The following is a 22,772-nucleotide window of genomic DNA, read 5'->3' as shown; positions in this document are numbered from 1 at the left end:
CATCGATGCTGCCTGCAATCGTCATTGAAAAACTGCCGCGCCTGATCCGTGCGATCAAGCTGGCTGCAACCCAGGCCGACGCCGACGAGGCGATCGGCCTGGCCGACGAACTCGCGTCCATCACCGCGATGGTGGCCGAGAAGTTCACCAACGACCGCACCGCCGAAGGCATCCAGCGCGCCCAGATGCTGACCATCGGCGGCGTCTCGCTGGGCCTCGAGCATTTAGTGGACGACGACTCCGACGAAACCGCGCTCGACATCCTGATCGCGGACGGCGCCGAGTACGTGTTCCAGGCGGGCTTCCGCATGATCCGCGAACTGGCCGCGCTGCCCGAGGACAGCCTGGTCGGCGAATACGACAACGACCCGGTCTACGCCGGGCGCCGTTTGAAGGAGCTGTTCGTCGACATCTGCACCGCCGATCCCGGCGAGAGCTGGAGCGGCTACGAGCGCTACCTGGGCCAGCTGCGCCAGCGCGAGGGCGTGCTGGCGGTCGTCAACGCCGCGAAGTGGCTGCGCAAGAACCACTACGAGGGACCGGTCATTGACCCGGACCTGAATGCCGAAGGCGTGATCGCGCTTGCGGTCATCTTCGCAGTCGACGGCGGCACGATCCATGCGCGGGCAGGGCAGAAGGACTTCGAGCGCTTCGTCAAATCGGTCCGCAAGAACAACCCCGACTTTGAGACCGGCTGGGCCGCGTTCCTGGAAAAGGTGCCGGCACCGCACAAGGCCATCATCGCCGAGCGCGTGCAAACCTACCGCGAGCACTGCACGGTCCTGCAAAGCATCCGCACCAAGGCGCCGATGACGCAGCTGATCGCGGAGCTGGAGAACTATGCGGGGTCGGAGCTCGATACCGAGTATCCATAAGGTCCGCTTTGAATCGGTGGGCACGGGGCGCCCACCCTACGTTTGCTGCGGTCCGTAGGGTGGGCGCCCCGCGCCCACCGGTTGGCCGCGACCCGGCGGCCACGGCTTCTCCCATTTTTCGCTATCATGGGCAGTCGAGTTCCAGGATGTCCCCATGTCTTCTCCCGCCATCGCCGCCGGCAGCAGCGATTTCAAACGCGTCAACCGCGCCATGGCCTTCGGTGGCTTTTCCACCTTCGCTCTGCTCTACAGCGTCCAGCCCCTGATGCCGCTGCTCGCGCGCGACTTCGCGCTGACGCCCGCCCAGAGCAGCCTCGCCTTGTCGATCTCCACCGCCGCACTGGCCGTCTCGCTGCTGGTCTCGAGCGTGCTGTCCGAACGTTTCGGACGCAAGCCCATGATGGCCGCGTCCATGTTCAGCGGCGGCCTGCTCACGCTGCTGGCCGCCTTCACCAGCGACTACAACCAATTGCTGATCCTGCGCGCGCTGCTCGGCTTCATGCTGGGCGGGATGCCGGCCATCGCCATGGCCTACCTGAGCGAAGAGATCGAAGGGACCTCGCTCGGCCTGGCGATGGGCATGTACATCAGCGGCAGTGCCTTTGGCGGCATGTTCGGACGCGTGCTGGCCTCCGTCATCAGCGACTTCTGGTCTTGGCGCATGGCGCTCGGCCTGATGGGTGCGGCGGGCCTGTACGCAGCCTGGGAATTCTGGCGCAGCCTGCCCGCCTCGAAGCGTTTCCGGCCGGGGCAGGGCGGCTTCGCGGGCCTGGTCGACGGCGTAAGGCGCCATGCACGCGATGCCGGCCTGCCTTGGCTGTTCGCCTTGTCCTTCCTGCTGATGGGTTCATTCGTGAGCCTGTATAACTACATCGGCTACCGCCTGCTCGGATCCGAATTCGGCCTGCGCCAGAGCGCGGTCGGCGCGCTGTCCGTGCTCTACCTGCTGGGGATTTTCAGCTCGGTCTGGGCCGGGCGCCTGGCCGACCGGCTGGGACGGCGCAACGTGCTGTGGCTGGTGATGTCGGTGATGTTCGCCGGGCTCCTGCTGACCCTGTTCGGCAACCTGGTGGCGGTGGTGGCCGGCGTCGGCCTCTACACCTTCGGCTTCTTCGCCTCGCACTCGGTGGCCAGCAGCTGGGTCGGACGGCGCGCGCGGCCGCCGCAGGCGCTGGCCTCGGCCCTGTACCTGTTCTTCTACTATCTCGGTTCGAGCGTGGTCGGCTGGTTCTGCGGCTACGTCTGGGAGCACGGCGGCTGGAGCGGCGTCGTCGGCCTGCTCGGCGCCGTGCTGGTCGGCGCCATGCTGATCGCATTGCGCCTGCGCGGCCTGGCCCCGCTCGACCCGGCCACGGCTGCGCCGCCGGGCTAAACCCGCCCGGGTCTTGATGCGGGTCATGCCCGCAGGCATCTTCGCTCACTTTACGTCCGGTAACATCGACGGTTGGCAAGCGTCCGGCTTGCCGTCGATTCCCAGACGGAGGAGTGCGCATGAACGCGCCCGGCTTTCCCACCCTTGGCCTGTTCGGCACAGGCCTGAGCCAGCATGCACGGCTCATCACCCTCGAGACCAGCCAGGACGGCGATCTGCCCGAAGCGCTGGCGGCCGAAGCCTTCAGCGGCCGCGAGGCGGTCAACGAACTGTTCCGCTTCGACGTCGATGCCCTCAGCACCTCGACCGATCTCGACATCGACGCCTTCATCGGCGCGGAGCTTACCCTCGGGCTGCTCCAGCCCGACGGCAGCCGGCGCGCCTGGCACGGCCTGTGTCTTGACGCGGCCTGGCTCGGTGCCGACGGCGGCGTCGCCCGCTACCGCCTGCGCCTGGAGCCGGCGCTTGCGCTGCTGTCTTATCGCCGCGACAGCTGGATCTTCCAGGACCGGAACGTACGCGACATTGTCACCGAACTGCTGGCCGATTATCCGCAAATCCGCTTCGATTTCGACATCAGCCAGGACCTGCCTGCGCGCCCGATCTGTACCCAGTACCGCGAGAGCGATCTGGATTTCTTCGTGCGCCTGCTGGCCTCCGAAGGCCTGAGCTGGCGCTTCGAACACGAAGAGGGTGGACATCGCCTGGTCATCTTCGACAGCCGCGCCATGCCGCCCGCGACGCCGGGCAACGCCGCCATCCGCTTTCACGGCGTGCGCGCCACCGAGCGCGACGACGCCATCGACAGCTTCAGCGCGCAGCGCCGCGTGGCCGCCAACGGCGTCGCGATCAGCAGCTGGGATCCTGCGCAACTGGTAGCGCCAGGTTTCGAGCAGCGCTCGAACCTGGATGCGGGAGACATACCGCCGCTGTGGCTGTATGACGGCAGCGGCGAACGCATCGCGAGCGGGCGCAGTACCGCCGACACGTACAGCGAGTTGATGCTGCAGGCGCTGGAGCTGGACAACAAACGGTTCGAAGGCACGGGCGCGGCGCGCCGGCTGGCGGCGGGGCACGCCTTCCAGCTTACCCAGCACGAGCGCTATCCCGAGGGTGAGAATGCCTTCACCGTGCTCTGGGTGCAGCATGAGGCCCGCAACAACTTCGATACCGGCATCGTCCAGGGAGCGCAGGGCGGCATCGAGAAGGGCACCTACCGCAACCGCTTCGGATGCGTGCGCGACACAGTCGCCATCGTGCCCGCGCTGACGGCCTTGCCTTCGAAAGTCACCGCACCCGGCGCCCAATGCGCGCTCGTCGTCGGCCTGCCTGATGCGGTATCGACCACCACGCGCGACCACCAGGTGCGCGTCCAGTTCGCCTGGCAGCGCGGCGCCCGCCCGAACGCCGGCGGCCTCGCGCACGACACGGACAGCGACGGCTGCGCCCCCGGAGACGAACGCTCCGGTACCTGGGTCCGCGTCGCCGAAGCGCTGGCCGGCGCGAACTGGGGCACGCTGTTCACGCCGCGCATCGGCACCGAGGTGCTGGTCGATTTTATCGAAGGGGACATCGACCGGCCGGTGATCGTGGCCCAGCTGTTCACCGGATCGGACCTGCCGCCATTCCCGGCCGGCGTCGGCTCAAGCGTCGAGCATCCTGGCACCCTGTCGGGCATCCACAGTCACAACTTCGACGGCGGCGGCTTCAACCAGTGGCAGCTCGACGACACGCAGGAACAGCTACGAACCCGGCTCGCCACCAGCACCGCGAGTACGCAGCTGAACCTTGGCTACCTTATCCAGCAGGCTCCCGGCTCGGCCCAGCGCGGCGCCTACCGCGGCAGCGGTTTCGAGCTGCGCACCGATGCCTGGGCCGTGGTGCGCGGCGGGGAGGGCGTGCTGCTCTCCACCAGCGCCCGTTCGCGCCAAGGGTGTGGGGTGACTTCCACCCAGATGGATGCGGCGGAAGCTGTCTCTCTACTGAAGGGCGCACAGGCGCTCGGCAAGACGCTGGGCGACGCCGCCGCGCAGCAGCAGGCGCTGTTCAGTGCGAATGCCTTGAAGGCGCAGGCGGAGTTCATCGGACAGATCGATCCAAAAGAGAAGGGCAAGTTCGCCGGCGCCGTCAATGGGCAGGCCGCCCTGAAGGCCAGGAACGGTTCGCGCGAGCTCGATGCCGAACAGCCGGTTGAAAAGTTTGGTTCTTCCCTTGTGCTGATGGACTCGGCAGCCAGCATCAACTGGGCGACGCCGGCCTCGACTCTTCTCTACGCAGGCCGGCAGCTGCACTGGACCACGCAGTCGGACCTGCACATGGCAGCCGCGCACACGGTGTCCTCGGTTGCAGGTGGCTCGGCCGGCCTGTTCACGCATGCCGGCGGCATCCAGGCGATTGCCGGGAACGGGCCGCTATCGCTGCAGGCACATACGGATGCGCTGGAAATCCTGGCGGACAAGGAGATCACGGTGATCTCGGTGAATGACTGTATCGAGATCAAGGCCAAGCAGAAGATCGTGCTGCAGGCAGGGCAGTCGGCGATCACGCTGGAGGGTGGGGATATTACGTTTGCGTGTCCGGGGAAGTTTTCGGTGAAGGGTGGGAAGCATCTGTTCGATAAAGGTTCGAAACAAGCGGCCGAGCTTCCTCATCTACCTGATGCAACCAGTGAAAGCAAAAACTTCATCGCACTCAATTATCGGGACGCCAGCGGGGAGCCGATGGCAGGCGTCGGCTACAAGATCAAGTTTGCTGACGGCGTCGTCATTAGTGGAAAGCTCGACCAGAACGGGAACGCACGCCACGACAACGTGCCGGAGAAACCAATCTGCGCAGAGTATGAGGAGCGCACACCGCTAATCGACACGCCTTGGGAACCCTTGAAAGCGATGTTATCCCAGGCAGACAAGATGTTCACCGGCTGAAAAAATTACTCGGAGGTGCAACACATGAACGATGAGTTCGAGAACGCGTTGGCCTGGTTTTGTTCTGCTCCCGCTCGTTGGATCAAGGACGGCAAGGATAATCTGGCCGCAGGTGCTGAATGGATCTGGGAGGTAATGCAGGGAGACTTCAACGATAACGCGAGCACTGCCCAGGTTGTTACTGGCACCGTCATCTCGATGATTCCATTCGTCGACCAGCTTTGCGATGTTCGCGATCTCGTTGCGAACTGCAAGAAGCTCGAGAAGGAGCCGGAACAGTCATGGCATTGGTTCTCGCTTGCTTTGACCTTGATCGGCCTGATTCCCGGGCTCGGATCACTGTTGAAAGGATGTCTGAAGGTGCTGTTTGCCGGGGGACGCAAGGCTGCCGCTGTCAGTGGCGTGACGCCGCGGCTGGCTTTGCATCTCGATGAGGCCATTGTTCAGTTAAACAAATTCTTTGCCCGCCCGGAAGTCATTGCTGCACTCAAGGCCATGAAGTGGGATAACCCTCATCGCAGGCTAGCCGCTGAGATCAAGAAAGTGGTTGGTCGGGTGAACACCGGTGCGTTGATGGGAGCATTCGACCACGTGGCCGGCGCAACAAAACGCCTGTTAGGTTTGGTAACGAAATGGGGGAGCGGCGACTTGGCGTCACGCGCGGCAGATCTTCTCAGGAAGATCGATCAGGTTCGGCAGGGCGCAAGTCGCCACCTGGCTGAAGCTGTCAGTCCGCTCCGAAATGCTCTGGAAGGCTTGGCGCGGCGCTTGGAGATACAAGCCGACATGGCGCACCGGGCCTACCTGAATTCGGTGAATCCACATGCTTTTGCGAAGGTGTCGGAAGCTGAGGAAATAGCGGCGTTAAACAAGGCCAAGCCAGTCTGGGTCGATACGACAACAAAGGTAGCATATCGTAAGGTGAATCATCCGCCAGTTGCTCCGCCGGGCTGGACAAGCACAGCTCCAGACCCAATGCGTGGGCGCCATCCACTTAACGATGCACATAAGACTTTCAATACTATTCAAGCATTGACGATCCCTCCTGGGACGAAGCTCTACCGTGTGGTAGACCCGGCCTCTTTTGATAACAGCATTTGTTGGATGAGCGAGACCGAATTCACGAAATTGAAGTCGAAAGACGACTGGAGACGCCGTTTCGCAGTATGGGCGAACTGGAACAGTAACGGCGAATTTATCGTTTATACCGTTCCGCCGGGGCCGGGTCTAAATGTTTGGGAAGGAGTAACAGCATCTCAACGGCTGGACAAAACTGACTTCGTTCTTGAAGGCGGCGCACGCCAAATAGTCGTCGATCCTTCGCATATCGATAAGTCACACATTAGTCCGCGAAAAAAGACTGGATGGGGGTATGACGACTTGGGCACAAATAACGGCTTGGTTGGTGTGCCTGTCCAAAAAAACCATGTTCGTTAGAGGAGAAAAATGAATCAATTTCTTAATTCCCAGGAGCTTTTCCTTCTCGAGCGATATACATCTGCCGAGTATTTTTGCGAACTACGCGACACTTGGGCGCAGATGGTCGAGCACTTAGAAAATTGTCTTGGTAGGTTTATGCAAAATTTACCGAAAGACTATCGTGCCCGGTCTTTGCCGGAGCAGCCAGACGTTGCCTGGGGGAATCGTGTAATTCCCAATTTCCGGAAGACTCTGCAAAGCTTAAATTCGGGATACATCTTGTTAACCCATGGAGATTTCGAGGGCCTAACTTGTTCATGGGGCCCGGAAAGTGATTTTAAAGGTCAAATGGATTATTGGTCTGGATGGATGTCACAAGCGGACGACAATATTTATGGGGAGCTCCTGAGTAAGGCGATTACGTTGGCTGGCAATATTTCAACAACAGAAGGTGCAGAGTGGGCGCCATTCCAGCTGGCTGAGTATGGCGACTACCTGGGACCACTGAATCCTCCCGCACTGTGGCCCAAGTACAGAATCCAGCGAAATGTCTCGGTTGCGACTGGAAAGAAATTGGAGCAAAACGGCATCTATGTTCCCGATGTGGAGCGCAGCTGTGCTGAATTCCTGTGTGTCAGATACGAGACGGCGCCCGCCGCCAAGGTACGCGTAGGAATGCGACCTCTTCTGCATCCAACAACAGGCGAGAAATATGCCGAGGAGCCAATAGTGGAGGAACGAGACTGTACCTGGTATCTGGTTGAGCGCGCTCCCGATGAGCGAGACGGGGTGCAAACTGATCCTTCATCGGGAGTGCAACATATCCGGGTTCCGAGTGGCGAGCCCTGCCCAGAGACTGGCTTCTACTTTACTCCCGCCAAAACCGACTCGCGGCGCCTATTCCAGAAAGGAGAGGTGATGTCGAGCGTTGACTCTGCTTACGGACGGACGATCTGGCAATGGGATAGCAATCAAGGTTCCTAGGCGCACAGCAGCTGCTCTTTGTTTGCCTGCAAACGAACTACAGCGCGCGCGCCCCTTTTTGATCCAGCGCTAAAATCATCTGCTCTCTTTATGTTGAGGAGGTCATGATGCTGCAATCCAATGAAATCCAGCAACGGTACAGCCACCTGCAACAGACCATCGGCGAAGCCGAGCAGGCCTGCAGGGCGTCGCAGGATACGCCGCCCGAGATGCGTGACTGTATCGAACGCATTGCGCGTGAAGTGAAACAGGCGCGCGATGTGATGCAGTCGAACGACGAGGCACGCATCGTTCAGTGCGTGGACAGGATGGAGGACATGGGCGACGAGGCCAAGCGCATCAGCCGTTCCAGCCCGCAGATGCCGGCGCACCTGGAAGCGGTCGTCACCCGCGTGCACGCCGAGCTGTCCGACTTCAAGCACAAGCTGCACTAAGAAAGCCAGCGCCGGCTTACGCAAACGCGTAGCTGACGCAATCCACGCGGGCGGCAGCGCCGCCCGCCGTACCAGGCGTGTAGAACGCGCCCTTACACCACCCCGCGTGCGCGCAGCGCCGCAATCTCGTCGCCGCTTCGGCCCAGCACATCGCGCAGCACTTCCTCGGTGTGCTGGCCCAGCAGCGGCGGCGCCTTGTCGCTCGTCGCCGGCGTGGCCGACATCTTCATCGGGCTGCGTACCAGCGTCACCTGGCCGGCGCTCGGGTGCGGCAGCTCGACTGCCATGCCGCGTGCCTGCACCTGCTCGTTGGCGAAGACTTCGCCGACGTCGTTGATCGGGCCGCAGGGTACGCCAACCGCTTCCAGCGCGGCGATCCACTCGTCCCGCGTGCGCGTCGCAACCATTTCCGCCAGCAGCGGCACCAGCACGTCGCGGTGCTGGACACGGGAAGGATTGGTGGCAAAGCGCGGGTCCAGCGCCAGCTCCGGCCGGCCGCCGGCTTCGACGAACTTCTGGTACTGCCCGTCGTTCCCGGCCGCGACGATGATGTGCCCGTCCGAACAGGCGAAGGTCTGGTAGGGCACGATGTTGGCGTGCGCATTGCCCCAGCGCTTCGGCGCCTTGCCGCTGTTGAGATAATTGCTGCCGACATTCGCCAGCATCGCGACCTGCGTGTCGAGCAGGGCCATGTCGATGTACTGGCCCTCGCCGGTGCGGTCGCGGTGGGTCAGGGCGGCCAGCACGGCGATGGTCGCGTACATGCCGGTCATCAGGTCGGTCAGTGCGACGCCCGCCTTTTGCGGGCCGCCGCCGGGCAGTTCGTCGCGCTCGCCGGTGACCGACATCAGGCCGCCCATGCCCTGGATCAGGAAGTCGTAGCCGGCGCGGTGCGCATAGGGCCCGTCCTGGCCGAAGCCGGTGATCGAGCAGTAGACCAGGTCCGGCTTCAGCGCCTTCAGCGATTCGTAGTCCAGGCCGTAGCGCTTCAACTGGCCGACCTTGTAGTTTTCGAGGACCACGTCGGCATGGCGCGCGAGGTCGCGGATCAGGGCCTGGCCTTCGGGGCTAGCGATATCGACCGTCACCGAGCGTTTGCCGCGGTTCGCCGACAGGTAATAGGCCGCTTCGCCGGTGTTGTTCCCGTCCGCGTCGCGCGCATAGGGCGGGCCCCAGGCGCGGGTATCGTCGCCGCAACCGGGGCGTTCGATCTTGATGACGTCGGCGCCAAGGTCGGCCAGGTTTTGCGCGCACCAGGGGCCCGCCAGCACGCGCGACAGATCGAGTACGCGGATGTGGCCCAGCGCTTTCGGAGAACCATTCGTCATGATGTTTTCACCAAGTTTGTCGAGCCGCGATTATAGCTGGCGATCCGGTCAGGCCCGGTGGCCCGGTTCGCGCAAGCCGGCGTCGTTCAACTGCTCCGCGAACAGGTCGCGCTCGTAGTCGACGATGTCGTCGACGGTGCGCTCGTCCAGGCCCATCGCTTCGAGCACGAAGGCCGACAACTGCAGGCTCGCTTCCAGCGTCTCCGGCACCACCACGGTGGCGCCGGCGCGCTTGAGCAGGCGCGCATGGCGTTCGTCGCGCGAACGCACGAACAGCGGCACGTGCGCGAAGTCGCGCCGGATGCCGCGCACGGCGTGCAGGGCCGAGGACGGATTGTCCATGGTGAGCACGATCGCCGGCGCTTCCTCGGCTTTTACGAGACGCAGCAGTTCCGGGCGCGCGGCATTGCCGTAGTAGACCGGAATGCCTTGCGCGTGCAGCTTCGAGACCAGCGCGGCATCGTTCTCGAAGGCGACGTAGGGGATGTGCTGGCTTGTGAGCAGTTTGGCGAGCTGCTGGCCGACGCGCCCGAAGCCGGCAATGATGATTTGTCCGCGTCCGGCGGCCAGCACGGCTTCGTCGTTCTTCGCCGCGTTCTCGACGGCGGCAAGCTCGGCGTGTTCGCCGATGGTCCGGCCCAGGCGCGCCAGCAGCGGCGTGATGAACATCGACAGGCCGACGGCCAGCATGACGCGCGAGCCCAGGCCCGGGTCGAGCAGCTTGGCGTTGATCGCGTCGCCCAGCACGATGAAGGCGAACTCGCCGCCCTGGGCCAGCAGCAGGCCGCCCTCGAGCGCGCGTGCCCAGGGCAGGCGGCCGGCGCGCAGCAGCAGCGTGACGACCAGCGCCTTCACCAGCACCAGGCCCAGCACGGCACCAAGCAGCCACAGTGGCGCCTCGACGATCTGGCGCGTGTCCATGCCCATCCCGACCGTCATGAAGAACAGGCCCATGAGCAGGCCCTTGAAGGGTTCGACCATGAGTTCGACTTCGTGGCGGAACTCGGTTTCGGCCAGCAGCAGGCCGGCGATCAGGGCGCCCAGCGCCATCGACAGGCCGGCCGCGCTTGATAAGCCCGCGATGCCGAAGGTGCTCAGCAGGATCAGCGCCATGAAGACGTCCGGCTGGCGATGGCGCGCGAAGGCTTTGAACAAGGGATGGATCACGCGGCGGCCGACCAGGTAGATCAGGGCGATGGCGCCGCCGGCCTTCGCCATCGTCACCAGCGCCAGCGTCGCGGCGCCGTCGCCGCTGCCGCGCGCCAGCACGCCGATCAGCACCAGGATCGGGACCACGGCCAGGTCCTGCAGCATCAGGATCGCAAACGCGGCCTGGCCGAGGCGGCTGCCGGTGCTGTTTTGCTCGCTCATCAGCTGCATGACCACGGCGGTAGACGAGAGCGAGAGCACGACGCCGAGGATGGCGGCCGCGGGGAAGGGCAGCCCGAATAGCATGGCGGCGCCGCCGATCAGGACGGCGGTAGCCAGCACCTGCACCGTGCCGGCGCCGAAGACCCAGGCGCGCATCGCCCACAGGCGCGCGGCCGAGAGCTCTAGGCCGATCATGAACATCAGGAATAGCACGCCGATCTCGGCCAGCATCGAGACGCCCTGGCCGCTGGGGAAGGTGAGCCAGGCCAGCCAGGGGAATTCGCCCGCGTGCAGTGCGAGCCCGAAGGGGCCGGCGATGGCGCCCACGGCCAGGAAGCCCAGCACCTGGTTGATGCGCAGGCGTTGCAGGATTGGGATGAGGATGCCGGCGAGGATCAGGAAAAGGATGATTTCCCGAAAAAACGGGAAAGCGTGTTGCTCTTGCACGGAGGGCGGCCTTTGCGGTTGTTGACTGGCATTGGCATTTTATAACGGCGGCCCGGTGCGGCCGCAGCGAGGGCAGCGGGGCTGCCCCGGTCATGCATGATTCGTGAGACGGGAATCCTGCTCAGTAGGTCACGCTCAGACGCATATTGAAGGGCACCATCATCTGGCAGGGCTGGCCGCCGCAGCGCGCCGGCTTGTACTGCACGAGCCCGGCGAGCACCCCGGCCAGGCGCCTCGCTTCCGGGTCCTCGATCCCCATCGAGGTCACCGACGCCACCTTGCCGTCCGCGCCGATCAGCACGTAGATGCGCAGGTCCTCGTTGAGTTGGTACTTGCCGCTCAGCTCGGCCAGCCTGGCATAGAATGTCTGCGGCCCCTTCACCGGATAGGGCGGTTCGTCCGCCTCGTCCAGCGCCGGGTAGCGATCGCGGACCATGCGCTGCTGCGCCGGCGTCAATTGTTCCCATCCGGCGTTCAGCGGGATCGCCGAGGTGCTGATCTTGTGCGAGAAGTGGGAACCGATCTTCGCGTTGGCGTCGCGCAGCGCGTATTGTTGTTTGGGTGGATCCGGTTCCGGCGCAGGCATCTTCGCGTCGATGCGCTCGCCGTCCACGAAGCCGACCTCGGCGCGGCGGCCGCTGCCGGCAAAGGTCATGACGCCGCGGCCGTCGCGTACGCCCTCGCGCCAGCGGCCTTCGTAACTGCCGCCGAGCATATAGGTCATGGTGCCATTGCCGTCCGGCTTGCCATCCTTCCATTCTCCCTTGTAACGGTTGCCATTCGGGAAAAGTGCCTCGGCAAGGCCGGTACGCCGTCCCATGTGCACCTCGCCCTCGTACTGCATGCCGTCGGCATCCTGGAAGTAACCTTTGCCGTCGGGGACGCCGTTGGTGACCGTGCCAATGTAGATGCCGCCGCCGGGCAGTCTGAGGGTGACTTCACCCGCTGCCGACCCCACTCCCTGCGCAAGGGCGGAAGAACAGCCGAAGGCCATGCCGAGGGCGAACAGGAAAGCGGAAGTGTGCACGGATGAACTCCTTGTTGATTTGTTGCTATTGATTTTCAGCTGATTTATAAACGACAGTCAATGATAGTTGGCAACATTTCGGGGCCGCTCCCCTGCAATGTGAGACAAATCAGCAAGCTTGCATCCTCCCCGCAGCCGTCCCTCTACATCCACAGGCGATACATCCAGAACGATTCGTCATCGGTGAAACGTTCGGCGAACTCGGTCGGCGAAAATCCCGTGATGCGCTTGACGCTGCGGATCATGTGCGCCTGGTCCGTAAAACCCTGGTCCAGCGCCAGCGTGGGCCAGTCGAAGGGCAGGCCTGCTTCGTGGCGCTCGCGCGCGGCGAAGAACAGGCCTTCGGTGCGCACGATGGACTGCCATTCGCGCAGCGAGCGGCCGCTGAAGGATTTCACGCGGCGCTCGACGTGGCGCGGACTGTGCACCCGCGCCCACTGGCCGGCCTGCCAGGCCAGGCGCTCGACCCAGTGCCGTCCCAGCTGCTGCAGCGAAGGGCGGATTGAATCGCGTCCCTGCAGGACTTGCCAACGGCGGGCGAGGTGGCGCTCCAGCACGGCGGGCACGTCGGCGTCGCTGCTGGCGAAAAGATCGGCCCACAGGGGAGCGAATTCGGGACCGATTGCCTCGTCGACGGAAACGAAGCGGTCCTGGATCGCCGCCAGATCCAGCCCGAACAGCGCCCGTGCCGCGTCCGCATTGAAGCAGAGGACGTGGCCGTAGCCGGTGGTCGGCGCCCAGCTCACGGTCGGATGCGACTGGCTGCCGGAGATGACGACCGGCGCGCCGAAAGGCGACCAGGACGGTTCCGGCGTCACCAGGCCGACGTCGGCGCCGCGGAACCAGGACAGGGTGACGAAGGGCGAAGCCGGAAAGTGCGTGAGACGCTGCGCATCGCTCAGCACCAGGCCGGTGGTGTCGCGCGTGATCAGCGCGAGCAGGGCGCCCTGCAGCGATGCCGGCGCCAGACGCAGCCATTCGCATGCGGCGCCGTCCGCGCGCGGGGCGCGGGGAGCGCGTCCGAGCGGCGAGGGAGGTACGATGCAAGGTCGGGCAGCCATGGGCGCCGAGTATAGCAAGGAAATGCTGTCAAAATGTCATGCTCTGTGCATGTCGCTTTCGTACAAGACCCGACTTGCGGCACGCCGGAGAATCGGTGCCATGAAACCTGACACGACTTCCGGATGTCCCTTCCACGCCGCCGCAGTGCCGCGGCCCCTCGACCAATCGCGCGCGCCCTCGATCTGGCCGCCCGGACCGGCGCCCGGCCTGACCGGTTGGGGCCTGCTGCGCGCGATGTCGCGCGACCCGCTCGGCTCCCTCGAGCGCTGGCGCCGGCAGCATGGCGACGTCGTGCACCTGCGCATCTGGCCCGAGCATCAGGTCGTGCTTACCGATCCGGCCCTCGTGCGCGAACTGCTGATCACACAGCACGAGCAGCTGGTGCGCTGGGAGCGCGGCATCGCGGTGATGTCGCAGCTGCACGGCCGCAGCGTGCTGACGGCCGAAGGTCCGCTCTGGCTGGCACGGCGCCAGGCCCTGCAGCCGGCCTTTACGCCCAAGGCTTCGCAATCCTACGTGCCCGTCATTGCGACCGCGGCGCAGCAGGCCTTCGCCGGTTGGCGCGCGGGCGAAGAGGGCTGGCCCATCGAACAGGCGTTTACCTCGCTCGGCATGGACGTCATCCTGCGCACCATGTTTTCGAGCGCGATCGATGCCGATGCGCGGCTGGCCGAACGCGCCGTGCACACGGTCTCGGTGGCGGGGAATGCGGAGATGTACTGGCCGGCGAGCTGGCCGGACTGGATGCCCTGGAAGGCACCCAAGCGCCGTGCGATGCGGGTGCTGCGCGGACTAATCGAACGCCATGTGACGGCGCGCCTGGCGCTGGCGCAAGAGGAATGGCCGGCCGACCTGCTGACCCGCTTGCTCGCCCTGCACCGCACCGATCCCGCCGCCTGGCCCTTGCGGGCAGTGCAGGACGAGTGCATGACGGCCTTCCTCGCCGGCCACGAAACGGCCGCCGCCACGCTGACCTGGTGGGCCTGGTGCATGGCCGCCAACCCGGCGGCCCAGACGGCCGCGCGTGAAGAAGTCGACTCGGTCCTGCAAGGCCGCGTCCCGGCCGCATCGGACCTGCCGCAGCTCGGTCATTTGAAGCGCACGCTGCAGGAAACGCTGCGCCTGTATCCGGCCGCGCCGGTACTGCTGACGCGCCGCACCCGGCAGCCGATCGCGCTCGGCGGCTGGCGCTTCCCGGCGCGCACCATGTTCACGGTGCCGGTCGGCCTGCTGCAACGCGATCCGCGCCTGTTTCCGGAGCCGGAGGCATTCCGTCCCGAGCGCTTCGCCGGCGATGCGTCCGACCGCGTGCGCGGCGCCTGGATGCCCTTCGGTACCGGCCCGCGCGTGTGCATCGGCCAGCACCTGGCGCTGGCCGAGATGACCGTCATCGCGGCGATGTTCCTGCAGCGTTTTACAGTGCGGCCGCGCGACAACATGGCGCCGCCCGAACCTGTGTTCAACATCACGCTGCGCCCGCGCGAGCCGCTGCGGCTGGTGCTGGAAAGGAGAGAAGCATGAGGGCAGTGCGCAAGCTGCACCGCGCCGGCGCGCTGCTGGTCGGCGTCTTCGTCTTGATGCATTTGGCGAATCACCTGGCGGCGCTGGGCGGCATCGCCGCCCACCTGCGCTTCATGGAAGCGGCGCGGGTCGTGTACCGGCAGCCGCTGGTCGAGATTATCCTGCTGCTCGCGGTGGCGGCGCAGGCAGGGAGCGGCCTGCGCCTGCTGGCGGGGAAGCGGCGCATGGACCGGATCGCGCGGCTGCAGGCGGCGTCCGGCGCCTACCTGGCGCTGTTCCTGCTGATTCACGTGTCGGCAGTCCTGTTCGGGCGGGCCGTGCTGGATCTGGACACGAACGTCCACTTCGCAGCGGCCGGACTGCAGGTCTGGCCTTACCAGCTGTTTTTCGTGCCCTATTATTTCCTGGCGGTGCTGGCGCTGTTCACCCACCTGGGCTGCGCGCTGGCGCGGCGCGCGGGGACGGCGGCGCTGGTCGTGCCGGTGTGCGCCGGCGTCCTGGTCTCGAGCCTGGTCGTAGCGGCCCTCATGGGCAAGCTGCTGCCCTATGAGGTGCCGCAGACCTACCGGAATACCTACGTTCAGAGCTGACCGGCGACCGCTTCGGCCGGCGTTTCTTCCTGCTGGCGATGGCCGCTGGCGGCAGGCACCCGCGTCTCCATCGTCTTGACCAGCTCTTCGTACTCCGGATCGTCGACACCGCGCAGTTCGATGTAGCGCTCCAGCGCGTTCTCCAGCTTCGGCAGCAGGACGCCGCGTTCGCTGTGCAGGACGCTGTAGGCCGGACGTGCAGCGGGCATACCCAGCGCGGAGGAGGACTGGGCCACCAGCGTGGCGCTACTGATGCCGGCTTTTTCCGCCGCCAGCTTCGCCAGTTCGTACCAGGTGACCGATCCGCTGTTGTTCAGGTGCCAGACCCCGGATTCGCGGTCGATGGCGAGATCCAGGCAGGTGTGCACCAGGTCCGGCACATAGGTCGGCGACACCGTCATGTCGTCGGCCGCGGCGAAGGTCTCGCCCCGCTCGAGGGCGTTCAGCGCCAGGGTGACGAAATTATGGCGGTCCCAGGGGCCGAAGAAGGCGCTGGTGCGCACCACCAGGGCGCCCGGGTGCGCGGCCAGCACGGCCTGCTCGGACTCGGCCTTGCTGCGGCCGTAGACATTCAAGGGCGTGACCGGATCGCTTTCGACATACGGGCGCGCCGATCGGCCGTCGAATACCAGGTCGCTCGAGAAGGTCGTCAGATGCACGCCATGGCGCGCGCAGGCCGCGGCCAGGATCGCGGCACCTTGCGTGTTCTCGCGCATGCAGCGCTCCGCTTCCCGCTCGGCGTCGTCCACGCGCACATAGCCGCTGGTGTTGATCAGCGCCCAGGGCTTGTAGTGGGCCAGCGCGCGTTCGACCGACGCCGGGTCGGCGATGTCCATGTCCTGGCGCGACAGCAGTTTATAGGCCAGGTTGCGCTTCTGGCACAGGCGCGCAAAGGCGCGGCCCAGGGTGCCGGTCGCGCCCGTGATCAGGATCGGCGCGGCGCTGATGCCAGCAAGGCGCTGGGCCGGCGCCGGGATCGAGGTGAGCGCAGCGGGCGTCGCGACCGGTGGGCACAGGAAACGGTTCGGACGGCGCCACCAGCCCTGGCCGCGCAGCACCGGGTTGGTGAGCGGCTGGCCGGATGCCAGTTCGCGCATCATCGCGGCCAGCGCGGTCGGGCGCGGCATCGGCGAGCGTACGTCGAAGGGGCCCGGTTCGTAGTAGCCGCGGTTCTGGGTGACCAGGCTGTTCCAGTCGAAGGAACCGAGCAGCGACCAGACGGTGACGGCGCGCAGGTCGACGCCGTTGGCGCGCACGTTCTCGGCCGCCTGCCAGATTTCCAGCAGCCAGCGCAATTGGTCTTCGCGATTCGCGTCGATGTGGGCTTCGGTGATCGCCAGCGGCAGGCGGTAGCGTTCCCAGACCTCGGTCAGCAGGGGCGCGATGCCGGCCGTCGGTGTGGCCAGTGCGCGCGAAGCCTCGATGTCCGCGCAGGGAATGCCGTCGGCCACGCCGCGGTGATGCTGCGGATAGCGCTCCGGACGGTGGTCGAGCCAGCGCTCGCTGGTGACGTAGTAATTCACGCCGATCAGGTCGGGCGGGCAGGTGTTCTCGCGGAACCAGAGCAGGTCGGCGACGTCGACGCCGGTGCCGGTGAGATATTTCCACAGCTTGTGTTCGGGCCCGACGGTGCCGCACAGCAGGTCCCAGGCCAGCCAGCGGCGCTCGTTGTAGAACTCGGCGACACGGGCCAGTTCCGGCGTGCTGTAGGTTTTACCCAAGTCGTCGGTCTGGACCAATTTGGCGTTTGGGTTGACCTTGCGGATCTCGCGCATGCAGAGCACGACGGCGCGGCACTGGATCAGGAGGGCCTGGATGAAGGATTTGTCGTCGCGCGCATGCGGATACCAGACGCCGTACAGGCCGGCGAAGCGCGCGGTGGTGCAGGGTTCGTTGACGGGGGTGTAGTACTCGAGCCAGGGATAGCGGGCGGCGACGGCGCCGGCGTATTCGGCGAGGCGCTCCGGGAAGGCGGGGTCGAGCAGGCTGGTGTCGCGCGGGCCGCTGCCGTGGTGGATCAGGCCGGCGATCGGCGTCACGCCCGCATCGCGGAGGAGCGGGAGGCGCTCGTCCGGCCAGCTCCAGTCGGCCTTGTCGATGCCGTCCGGGGCGGTACGTTCCCACAGGATAGGATAGCGGATGGCGCGGATGCCGGTGGCGGCAAAGCGGCCGATGTCGCAGTTGCGCAGCGCGTGGCCATTGCGGTCGAGCTGGCTGAAGTATTCGTCTTGCACACGGTTCACGGTACATTCGAGGCCGCCCCAGAGTTCAAGAGGGCGGGGCTGGCTGTTCGGGCTCGTGTTATTCATAGGTTCATCACTTATTAGAATTTTAACAACAAAAAACTTTTAGACGGTCGCCGAAAAGATAAAGTTCGGAATAATCGACTTGTCTGGATCTGCTGCCGCCCGTGAACCGGGCGGCTCCTTCATGGCCGGACGGAACCGCTTCCCCCGTCGCGGTCCTGTTTCCACTTCCGGTTGACAGCGCGCCGCCAACCTGCAAACATGCCATCCATGAAATTTATCAACTCACACTCTTTCTGCACTTGGTGGCGCCGCTGACAGCGCGCGGCCGTAACGAGAAGATGTGACTCAATGAACGCCGCCTCGATTCAGGTGGCGTTTTGTTTGGCGCGGCGGGATCGGGGCAAACCCAGTCAATCCAAGGAAACCCGATGAACCAAACCGCGACCAATACTCCCGCACCCGTCATCCTCACCGGCGACCGTCCGACCGGTCCTTTGCACCTCGGCCACTTCGTGGGCAGCCTGCGCAACCGCGTCGCCTACCAGAACGAATACCGCCAGTTCATCATGTTGGCCGACGCCCAGGCGCTCACCGACAACATGGATGACACCGGCAAGGTACACCGGAACGTCGTCGAAGTGGCGCTCGATTACCTCGCCGTCGGCATCGACCCGACGCGCTCGACGATCTTCATCCAGTCCCAGGTGCCGGAACTGGCAGAGTTGACATTCTATTATCTTAATCTCGTGACCGTCGCCCGTTTGGAACGCAACCCGACTGTCAAGACGGAAATTGCGCTGCGCAACTTCGAGCGCGACATCCCGGCCGGCTTCCTGACCTATCCAGTCAGCCAGGCGTCCGACATCAGCGCCTTCAAGGCGACCCTGGTGCCGGTGGGCGAGGATCAGATCCCGATGATCGAGCAGTGCAACGAGATCGTGCGCCGCTTCAACCGCCTCGCCAACAAGGACATCCTGGTCGAGTGCAAGGCCCTGGTGCCGGAAATCGGCCGCCTGCCTGGCATCGACGGCAAGGCCAAGATGAGCAAGTCGCTCGGCAACACCATCAACCTGGGCGACAGCGAGGACCAGATCCGCGCCGCCGTGAAGCAGGTCTACACCGACCCGCTGCACCTGAAGGTCTCGGACCCGGGCCACGTCGAAGGCAACGTCGCCTTCCTCTACCTGGACGCCTTCGACAACGACAAGGCGGCCCTGGAAGAAATGAAAGCCCATTACACGCGCGGCGGCCTGGGCGACAGCATCGTGAAAAAGCGCCTCGATGCCGTGCTGCAGGAAATGCTGGCCCCGATCCGTGCCCGCCGCGAAGAGTTCGCCAAGGACAAAGGGGCGGTGCTGCAGATGCTGAAGGAAGGCACGATGAAGGCGCGCGAAGTGGCGGCCGGCACCGTGGACGAAGTGCGTCGCGCGCTGGGTCTGTCGTACTTCTGATTCCCCACCGGGGTTGAACGCGGGGCGCGGGTGCGCTTCGCGCTACTCCTGGTGCCGCCATACGCTCCCTTGTCACCCCGCGCTGGCATCCCGCCTTGCGCCATGCCAAGCTCCGTCCCGCGCGATTCGACGATGATCGCCGTTTATTTAATGACGGGAGGGAATGATGAGCAAAGGTTTGCGCTTGACCGAGAAATGGCTGCAGCGCGCGCTGTGGCTGGTGGCTTTCGCCTTCGCAAGCTTCCTGATCGGACTCGGCGGCAAGATCGTCGACAACCTGTGGGACGTGGAGCCGGAACTCAGGGTCGAGCAATTCATGGATGCGGGGCAGGTTAGCGCCCTGCGCGCCGAGATCGAGCAGGCGGATAAGCGGCGCGATGCCGCGCGCCTGGACCTGGAGCAGGCCAGCGAGCAGCACCAGGTGGCGCAATCGAACACGCAGTCGGCACGCGCCAGCTTCGAGAACTGGCGCGATACGCGCCAGGCTACGGCGCGGCCCGACCAGGATCCGGAACTGATCAAGCGCACCCATGCGCTCGATGAGCTGGAAGCCAGCGAGCGGCGCGCCCTGTCGGCGGTGGAAAAGCAGCGCCAGGCCATGCTCGACGCCACCCAGGCGGCCGAGCGTGCGCAAACGCGCTGGACTGCGCTGGAACGCCCGGCCTTCGATACATACCAGGACGCGATGCGCAGCAAGGAGCTGCGCGTCTTCGGTTACCGGCTGGCCCTGACCCTGCCGCTGCTGCTGGTCGCCGGCTGGCTGTTCAAGCACAAGCGCAAAACGCCCTCCTGGCCCTTCGCCTGGGGCTTCATCTATTTCGCCCTGTTTGCTTTCTTCTTCGAGCTGGTTCCCTACCTGCCGAGCTATGGCGGCTATGTGCGCTACATCGTCGGCATCATCCTCACCGTGGTGGTGGGACGCTATGCGATCACGGCCCTGCAGGCCTATCTGGCGCGGCAAAAGGAAAGCGAGGCGCTGCCCGACGTGCAGCGGCGCCAGACCCTGCGCTACGACGTCGCGCTGGCGCGCCTGGGAAAGAGCGTCTGTCCGGGCTGCGAGCGGCCGGTCGACCTGAAGGACGACAAGACGGATTATTGCCCGCACTGCGGCATCGGCCTGTTCGACCGCTGCGGCGGCTGTACCACGCGCAAGAATGCCTTCGGACGCTTTTGCTTTGCCTGCGGGACGGGAGCGAACACCAGCCTGGCCGATTGAGCGCCAGGCCGGCGCCGCGATAAAGGCTTAGTCCTTCAAGTCGGCCGGCACCTTGCCGCCATTGGCGGCCAGCTTGTTCATCACCTGGCGGTGCAGCCAGATGTTCATCGAGGCCGAGTCCGAGGTGTCGCCGGTGTAGTGCAGCTCGGCGGCGAGTTCCTTGCGCGCCTGCAGGCTGCTGTCGAGGTCGAGCAGCTTGAGCAGGTCGACGATCGAGGTGCGCCAGTTCAGGTTCTGGCCCGAGGCTTGCAGCTTCTGGTTCAGGATGGCTTCGACATCGACCTGCTCCATTGCTGCCGGGGCAGGGGCGGGCGCAGGCGCCGCAGGCGCAGGAGCGGCTGGTGCCGTTGGACGTTGTGCTTGCGCTTGTGCCTGGGCTTGCGCTTGTGCCTGGGCCTGTGCTTGCGCCTGTGCTTTCTTGGCCGAGTCCGAGTTCGGGAAGATTTTGTTAAAGATATTGCTTAGCATACCCATGTGATGCTCCTTGTTGTTGGTGAGTGAGGGACTGCGAATCAACGGCGCTGGATGTTCTGCGCCATGTGGCCGAGAGCAATGGCAAGCGCGGCTGCGCCGAGGCCCTTGACGACATTCGGATGCTCGGCGTAGAAGTCGCCCATACGCTCGACCACGCCAGGATTCTCTTGTTCCGCCTTTTGGGCGATCTCTTGCACCTGCTCAGGCGACAGCTGGGATGCCTGTTCCGGCGTGATCTGCGGCTGGCCGCCGCCGGCACCGCCGAGCAGGTTGCCCAGCATGCCGCCCAGGTTGCCGAGGCCGCCGCCCATGCCACCTGCGCCGCCGCGGCCGGAGAGCATGCCGATCAGCGAAGGGCCCGCGGCTGCGATCAGCTGGTTCAGCATGCTTGCCTGCTGGTTCGGATTACTCTGGCCAAACATCTGGCCGACCATTTGCGGGAAGGGTGGCGTCTGGTCCGAGCGCAGCGCCTGGGTCACGCCGTGGGCGACCGCTTCGCGCGGCGCCGCCTGGGTGGCACGGTCGAAATCCTCTTCGGTGCGGGCGTTGTCGGCACCGGATGCACCGCCCAGGTATTGGTTCAACAGGTTTCCTAGATCAAAAGCCATGATGTCCTCCTGTATTGCGTGACAAGTTGAAGGACGAGGGTAGGGCGCACGATTCGTCAATTCGGTACGTTATCGAACCATCGGGCGATAAATTAGTCAGATAAGCAGTCACATCCGTGCCTGCCAGCAATTGCATGAGGCGCGGACTGAGGCTAAGCTGACGAGATGCCGTACTTGCCCATACTTTTATTCGCCGCCATTTATGCTGGCGCCATGCTGGCCTGGAACCTGCCCTGGCTGGTCGGCGCCGCCTACCTGGTCACCAGCCTGACCTGCTTCGTCGCCTATGCGATCGACAAGTCCGCTGCCCGCAACGGCGGCTGGCGCACGCCCGAGCGCACCTTGCTGCTGCTGGGCCTGGTCGGCGGCTGGCCGGGCGGGATGCTGGCCCAGCAGTGGCTGCGCCACAAGACGGCGAAACGCTCCTTCCGGCAACTGTTCTGGTTCACGGTCGTGGCCAACGTCACCGGTTTCCTGTGGCTGTCCGCGCGCATGGCGGGAGCCTGAGATGCAGCCCGGCGCCTGGCGCTACCCGCGCGTGCTGGCCCACCGGGGCGGCGGCACGCTGGCGCCGGAAAATACGATGGCCGGCCTGCACGCGGGCATGCGCCGCGGTTTTCGCGCCATCGAATACGACATCATGCTGGCGCGCGACGGCGTCCCGGTGGTGATGCACGACCCTTATCTCGGTCGCACGGTGCTCGGCACCGGCAACGTCTTCGACTACGACGCGCTGGAGCTTGCAAGCATGGATGCCGGCAGCTGGTTCGCCCGCGAGCACGAGGGCGAGCCGGTGCCGTTGTTCGTCGAGTTCGCGGGCTGGTGCAAGGCGCACGGGATCTGGATGAACATGGAGATCAAGCCGGCGCCGGGCTACGACATCGAGACCGGCGGCACCATCGCCCGCATTGCCGCTGCGCTGTTCGCGGACGAGATCGCGGCGGGAGACGTGGCGGCGGTGCCTTTATTATCTTCGTTCAGCCATCTCGCACTGGAAGCGGCGCGCGAAGTAGCGCCGCAAGTGCCGCGCGCCTGCCTGATGAGCGAGCTGCCGCCGGATTGGGAGAGAAGGGCGCAGTCGGTCGAGGCAGTGGCGATCCATACGAATCACCGGCATCTGACGCCGGAACTGGCGCGCGAGGTGAGGGCGGCAGGCTATGGATTGTTCTGCTACACGGTCAACGATCCGGGGCGGGCGCGGGAATTGCTGGCGTGGGGCGTCGAGGCGTTCTGTACCGACCGCATCGACCTGATCGGGCCGGATTTCGCGTAGAGGCTGTTCATGTGCTTGTCCGCGTGGGCATGCCCACCCTACGGCGCACCACCGCCAGTAGCAAGTTCATGGAACCGTTGTGTAACGTAGGGTGGGCATGCCCACGCGGATGGGAAGGGTCCGATAACGGCCCAGGCGACAGCCCCG

Annotated in this window: 19 protein-coding genes; 12 read left to right on the top strand and 7 right to left on the bottom strand. The window is 65.0% G+C overall.

Annotated elements, in window-relative coordinates; all coding sequences use genetic code 11:
- Positions 1–5: 5 nt before the first annotated feature.
- The 6 genes from C2862_RS08055 (at position 6) to C2862_RS08030 (ending at position 8,008) form a co-directional block, all read left to right on the top strand.
- Complete coding sequence (locus C2862_RS08055; RefSeq protein ID WP_136219654.1) at positions 6–875, top strand: hypothetical protein; 870 nt, start codon at positions 6–8, stop codon at positions 873–875.
- A gap of 154 nt (positions 876–1,029) precedes the next feature.
- On the top strand, positions 1,030–2,247 hold the full coding sequence (locus C2862_RS08050; RefSeq protein WP_136219597.1) for an MFS transporter: 1,218 nt from the start codon (positions 1,030–1,032) through the stop codon (positions 2,245–2,247).
- Positions 2,248–2,366: 119 nt separating this feature from the next.
- A complete protein-coding gene (locus tag C2862_RS08045; RefSeq protein WP_136219596.1) occupies positions 2,367–5,171 on the top strand; it encodes a type VI secretion system Vgr family protein in 2,805 nt (934 codons plus the stop codon).
- A 24-nt stretch (positions 5,172–5,195) separates the two neighbouring features.
- Positions 5,196–6,608 carry a hypothetical protein gene (locus C2862_RS08040; RefSeq protein ID WP_136219595.1) on the top strand — a complete coding sequence of 471 codons (1,413 nt, stop codon included), beginning with the start codon at positions 5,196–5,198 and terminating at the stop codon, positions 6,606–6,608.
- A gap of 9 nt (positions 6,609–6,617) precedes the next feature.
- A complete protein-coding gene (locus C2862_RS08035) occupies positions 6,618–7,574 on the top strand; it encodes a hypothetical protein (protein WP_136219594.1) in 957 nt (318 codons plus the stop codon).
- Between the two features lie 107 nt (positions 7,575–7,681).
- On the top strand, positions 7,682–8,008 hold the full coding sequence (locus C2862_RS08030) for a hypothetical protein (RefSeq protein ID WP_136219593.1): 327 nt from the start codon (positions 7,682–7,684) through the stop codon (positions 8,006–8,008).
- Positions 8,009–8,100: 92 nt separating this feature from the next.
- On the opposite strand, the gene C2862_RS08025 is transcribed toward C2862_RS08030, so the two are convergent.
- The 4 genes from C2862_RS08025 to C2862_RS08010 form a co-directional block, all read right to left on the bottom strand.
- The gene (locus C2862_RS08025; RefSeq protein ID WP_136219592.1) at positions 8,101–9,336 is read right to left on the bottom strand and encodes a CaiB/BaiF CoA-transferase family protein; all 1,236 of its coding nucleotides are present in this window, start codon (positions 9,334–9,336) and stop codon (positions 8,101–8,103) included.
- Positions 9,337–9,384: 48 nt separating this feature from the next.
- Positions 9,385–11,154, bottom strand: coding sequence for a cation:proton antiporter (locus C2862_RS08020; RefSeq protein WP_136219591.1), 1,770 nt, complete (start codon positions 11,152–11,154; stop codon positions 9,385–9,387).
- 121 nt (positions 11,155–11,275) lie between these two features.
- Positions 11,276–12,181: an MORN repeat-containing protein gene (locus tag C2862_RS08015; protein ID WP_136219590.1), complete on the bottom strand. Its 906-nt coding sequence runs from the start codon at positions 12,179–12,181 to the stop codon at positions 11,276–11,278.
- A 143-nt stretch (positions 12,182–12,324) separates the two neighbouring features.
- Entirely contained in the window at positions 12,325–13,242 is a 918-nt protein-coding gene (locus C2862_RS08010; protein ID WP_136219589.1) for a helix-turn-helix domain-containing protein, read from the bottom strand.
- 100 nt (positions 13,243–13,342) lie between these two features.
- On the opposite strand from C2862_RS08010, the gene C2862_RS08005 reads away from it, so the two are divergent.
- Positions 13,343–14,764 (top strand): cytochrome P450, encoded by a 1,422-nt coding sequence (locus tag C2862_RS08005; RefSeq protein ID WP_136219588.1) that lies wholly within the window; start codon positions 13,343–13,345, stop codon positions 14,762–14,764.
- Complete coding sequence (locus C2862_RS08000; RefSeq protein WP_136219587.1) at positions 14,761–15,354, top strand: hypothetical protein; 594 nt, start codon at positions 14,761–14,763, stop codon at positions 15,352–15,354. The genes C2862_RS08005 and C2862_RS08000 overlap by 4 nt, the downstream gene beginning before the upstream one ends.
- Here the strand turns inward: C2862_RS08000 and rfbD are convergent.
- Positions 15,345–17,663, bottom strand: a complete 2,319-nt coding sequence (rfbD, locus tag C2862_RS07995) for a dTDP-4-dehydrorhamnose reductase (protein WP_136219586.1) — start codon at positions 17,661–17,663, stop codon at positions 15,345–15,347. The genes C2862_RS08000 and rfbD overlap by 10 nt on opposite strands.
- 368 nt (positions 17,664–18,031) lie before the next feature.
- Here rfbD and trpS point away from each other — a divergent pair, with 368 nt between their 5' ends.
- Together trpS and C2862_RS07985 are read left to right on the top strand one after the other, a co-directional pair.
- Positions 18,032–19,054, top strand: coding sequence for a tryptophan--tRNA ligase (gene trpS, locus C2862_RS07990; RefSeq protein ID WP_136219585.1), 1,023 nt, complete (start codon positions 18,032–18,034; stop codon positions 19,052–19,054).
- Positions 19,055–19,220: 166 nt separating this feature from the next.
- Positions 19,221–20,270: a zinc ribbon domain-containing protein gene (locus C2862_RS07985; protein ID WP_136219584.1), complete on the top strand. Its 1,050-nt coding sequence runs from the start codon at positions 19,221–19,223 to the stop codon at positions 20,268–20,270.
- Positions 20,271–20,297: 27 nt separating this feature from the next.
- On the opposite strand, the gene C2862_RS07980 is transcribed toward C2862_RS07985, so the two are convergent.
- Positions 20,298–20,744, bottom strand: coding sequence for a DUF3597 domain-containing protein (locus C2862_RS07980; protein ID WP_136219583.1), 447 nt, complete (start codon positions 20,742–20,744; stop codon positions 20,298–20,300).
- A gap of 38 nt (positions 20,745–20,782) precedes the next feature.
- Positions 20,783–21,352 carry a hypothetical protein gene (locus tag C2862_RS07975; RefSeq protein WP_229467342.1) on the bottom strand — a complete coding sequence of 190 codons (570 nt, stop codon included), beginning with the start codon at positions 21,350–21,352 and terminating at the stop codon, positions 20,783–20,785.
- Positions 21,353–21,517: 165 nt separating this feature from the next.
- On the opposite strand from C2862_RS07975, the gene C2862_RS07970 reads away from it, so the two are divergent.
- Both C2862_RS07970 and ugpQ read left to right on the top strand, forming a co-directional pair.
- Positions 21,518–21,859, top strand: a complete 342-nt coding sequence (locus C2862_RS07970) for a DUF1294 domain-containing protein (RefSeq protein ID WP_136219582.1) — start codon at positions 21,518–21,520, stop codon at positions 21,857–21,859.
- A gap of 1 nt (position 21,860) precedes the next feature.
- On the top strand, positions 21,861–22,625 hold the full coding sequence (gene ugpQ / locus C2862_RS07965) for a glycerophosphodiester phosphodiesterase (protein WP_136219581.1): 765 nt from the start codon (positions 21,861–21,863) through the stop codon (positions 22,623–22,625).
- Positions 22,626–22,772: the final 147 nt, after the last annotated feature.

Source organism: Massilia sp. Mn16-1_5 (genome assembly GCF_004798585.1).
Lineage (GTDB): Bacteria > Pseudomonadota > Gammaproteobacteria > Burkholderiales > Burkholderiaceae_D > Telluria.
Note: the sequence above shows the minus strand (reverse complement) of the source record. Positions and strands in the feature narration are given on the sequence as shown.

What these genes read in the sequence shown, in the direction of transcription:
- C2862_RS07980 (WP_136219583.1), bottom strand. Translation starts at nt 20,744, where the DNA reads ATGGGTATGCTAAGCAATATCTTTAACAAAATCTTCCCGAACTCGGAC.
- C2862_RS08030 (WP_136219593.1), top strand. Translation starts at nt 7,682, where the DNA reads ATGCTGCAATCCAATGAAATCCAGCAACGGTACAGCCACCTGCAACAG.
- C2862_RS08035 (WP_136219594.1), top strand. Translation starts at nt 6,618, where the DNA reads ATGAATCAATTTCTTAATTCCCAGGAGCTTTTCCTTCTCGAGCGATAT.
- trpS (WP_136219585.1), top strand. Translation starts at nt 18,032, where the DNA reads ATGAACCAAACCGCGACCAATACTCCCGCACCCGTCATCCTCACCGGC.
- C2862_RS08040 (WP_136219595.1), top strand. Translation starts at nt 5,196, where the DNA reads ATGAACGATGAGTTCGAGAACGCGTTGGCCTGGTTTTGTTCTGCTCCC.
- C2862_RS08000 (WP_136219587.1), top strand. Translation starts at nt 14,761, where the DNA reads ATGAGGGCAGTGCGCAAGCTGCACCGCGCCGGCGCGCTGCTGGTCGGC.
- C2862_RS07970 (WP_136219582.1), top strand. Translation starts at nt 21,518, where the DNA reads ATGCCGTACTTGCCCATACTTTTATTCGCCGCCATTTATGCTGGCGCC.
- C2862_RS08055 (WP_136219654.1), top strand. Translation starts at nt 6, where the DNA reads ATGCTGCCTGCAATCGTCATTGAAAAACTGCCGCGCCTGATCCGTGCG.
- C2862_RS08045 (WP_136219596.1), top strand. Translation starts at nt 2,367, where the DNA reads ATGAACGCGCCCGGCTTTCCCACCCTTGGCCTGTTCGGCACAGGCCTG.
- ugpQ (WP_136219581.1), top strand. Translation starts at nt 21,861, where the DNA reads ATGCAGCCCGGCGCCTGGCGCTACCCGCGCGTGCTGGCCCACCGGGGC.
- C2862_RS08010 (WP_136219589.1), bottom strand. Translation starts at nt 13,242, where the DNA reads ATGGCTGCCCGACCTTGCATCGTACCTCCCTCGCCGCTCGGACGCGCT.
- C2862_RS08025 (WP_136219592.1), bottom strand. Translation starts at nt 9,336, where the DNA reads ATGACGAATGGTTCTCCGAAAGCGCTGGGCCACATCCGCGTACTCGAT.
- C2862_RS07985 (WP_136219584.1), top strand. Translation starts at nt 19,221, where the DNA reads ATGAGCAAAGGTTTGCGCTTGACCGAGAAATGGCTGCAGCGCGCGCTG.
- C2862_RS08005 (WP_136219588.1), top strand. Translation starts at nt 13,343, where the DNA reads ATGAAACCTGACACGACTTCCGGATGTCCCTTCCACGCCGCCGCAGTG.
- C2862_RS08050 (WP_136219597.1), top strand. Translation starts at nt 1,030, where the DNA reads ATGTCTTCTCCCGCCATCGCCGCCGGCAGCAGCGATTTCAAACGCGTC.
- rfbD (WP_136219586.1), bottom strand. Translation starts at nt 17,663, where the DNA reads ATGAATAACACGAGCCCGAACAGCCAGCCCCGCCCTCTTGAACTCTGG.
- C2862_RS07975 (WP_229467342.1), bottom strand. Translation starts at nt 21,352, where the DNA reads ATGGCTTTTGATCTAGGAAACCTGTTGAACCAATACCTGGGCGGTGCA.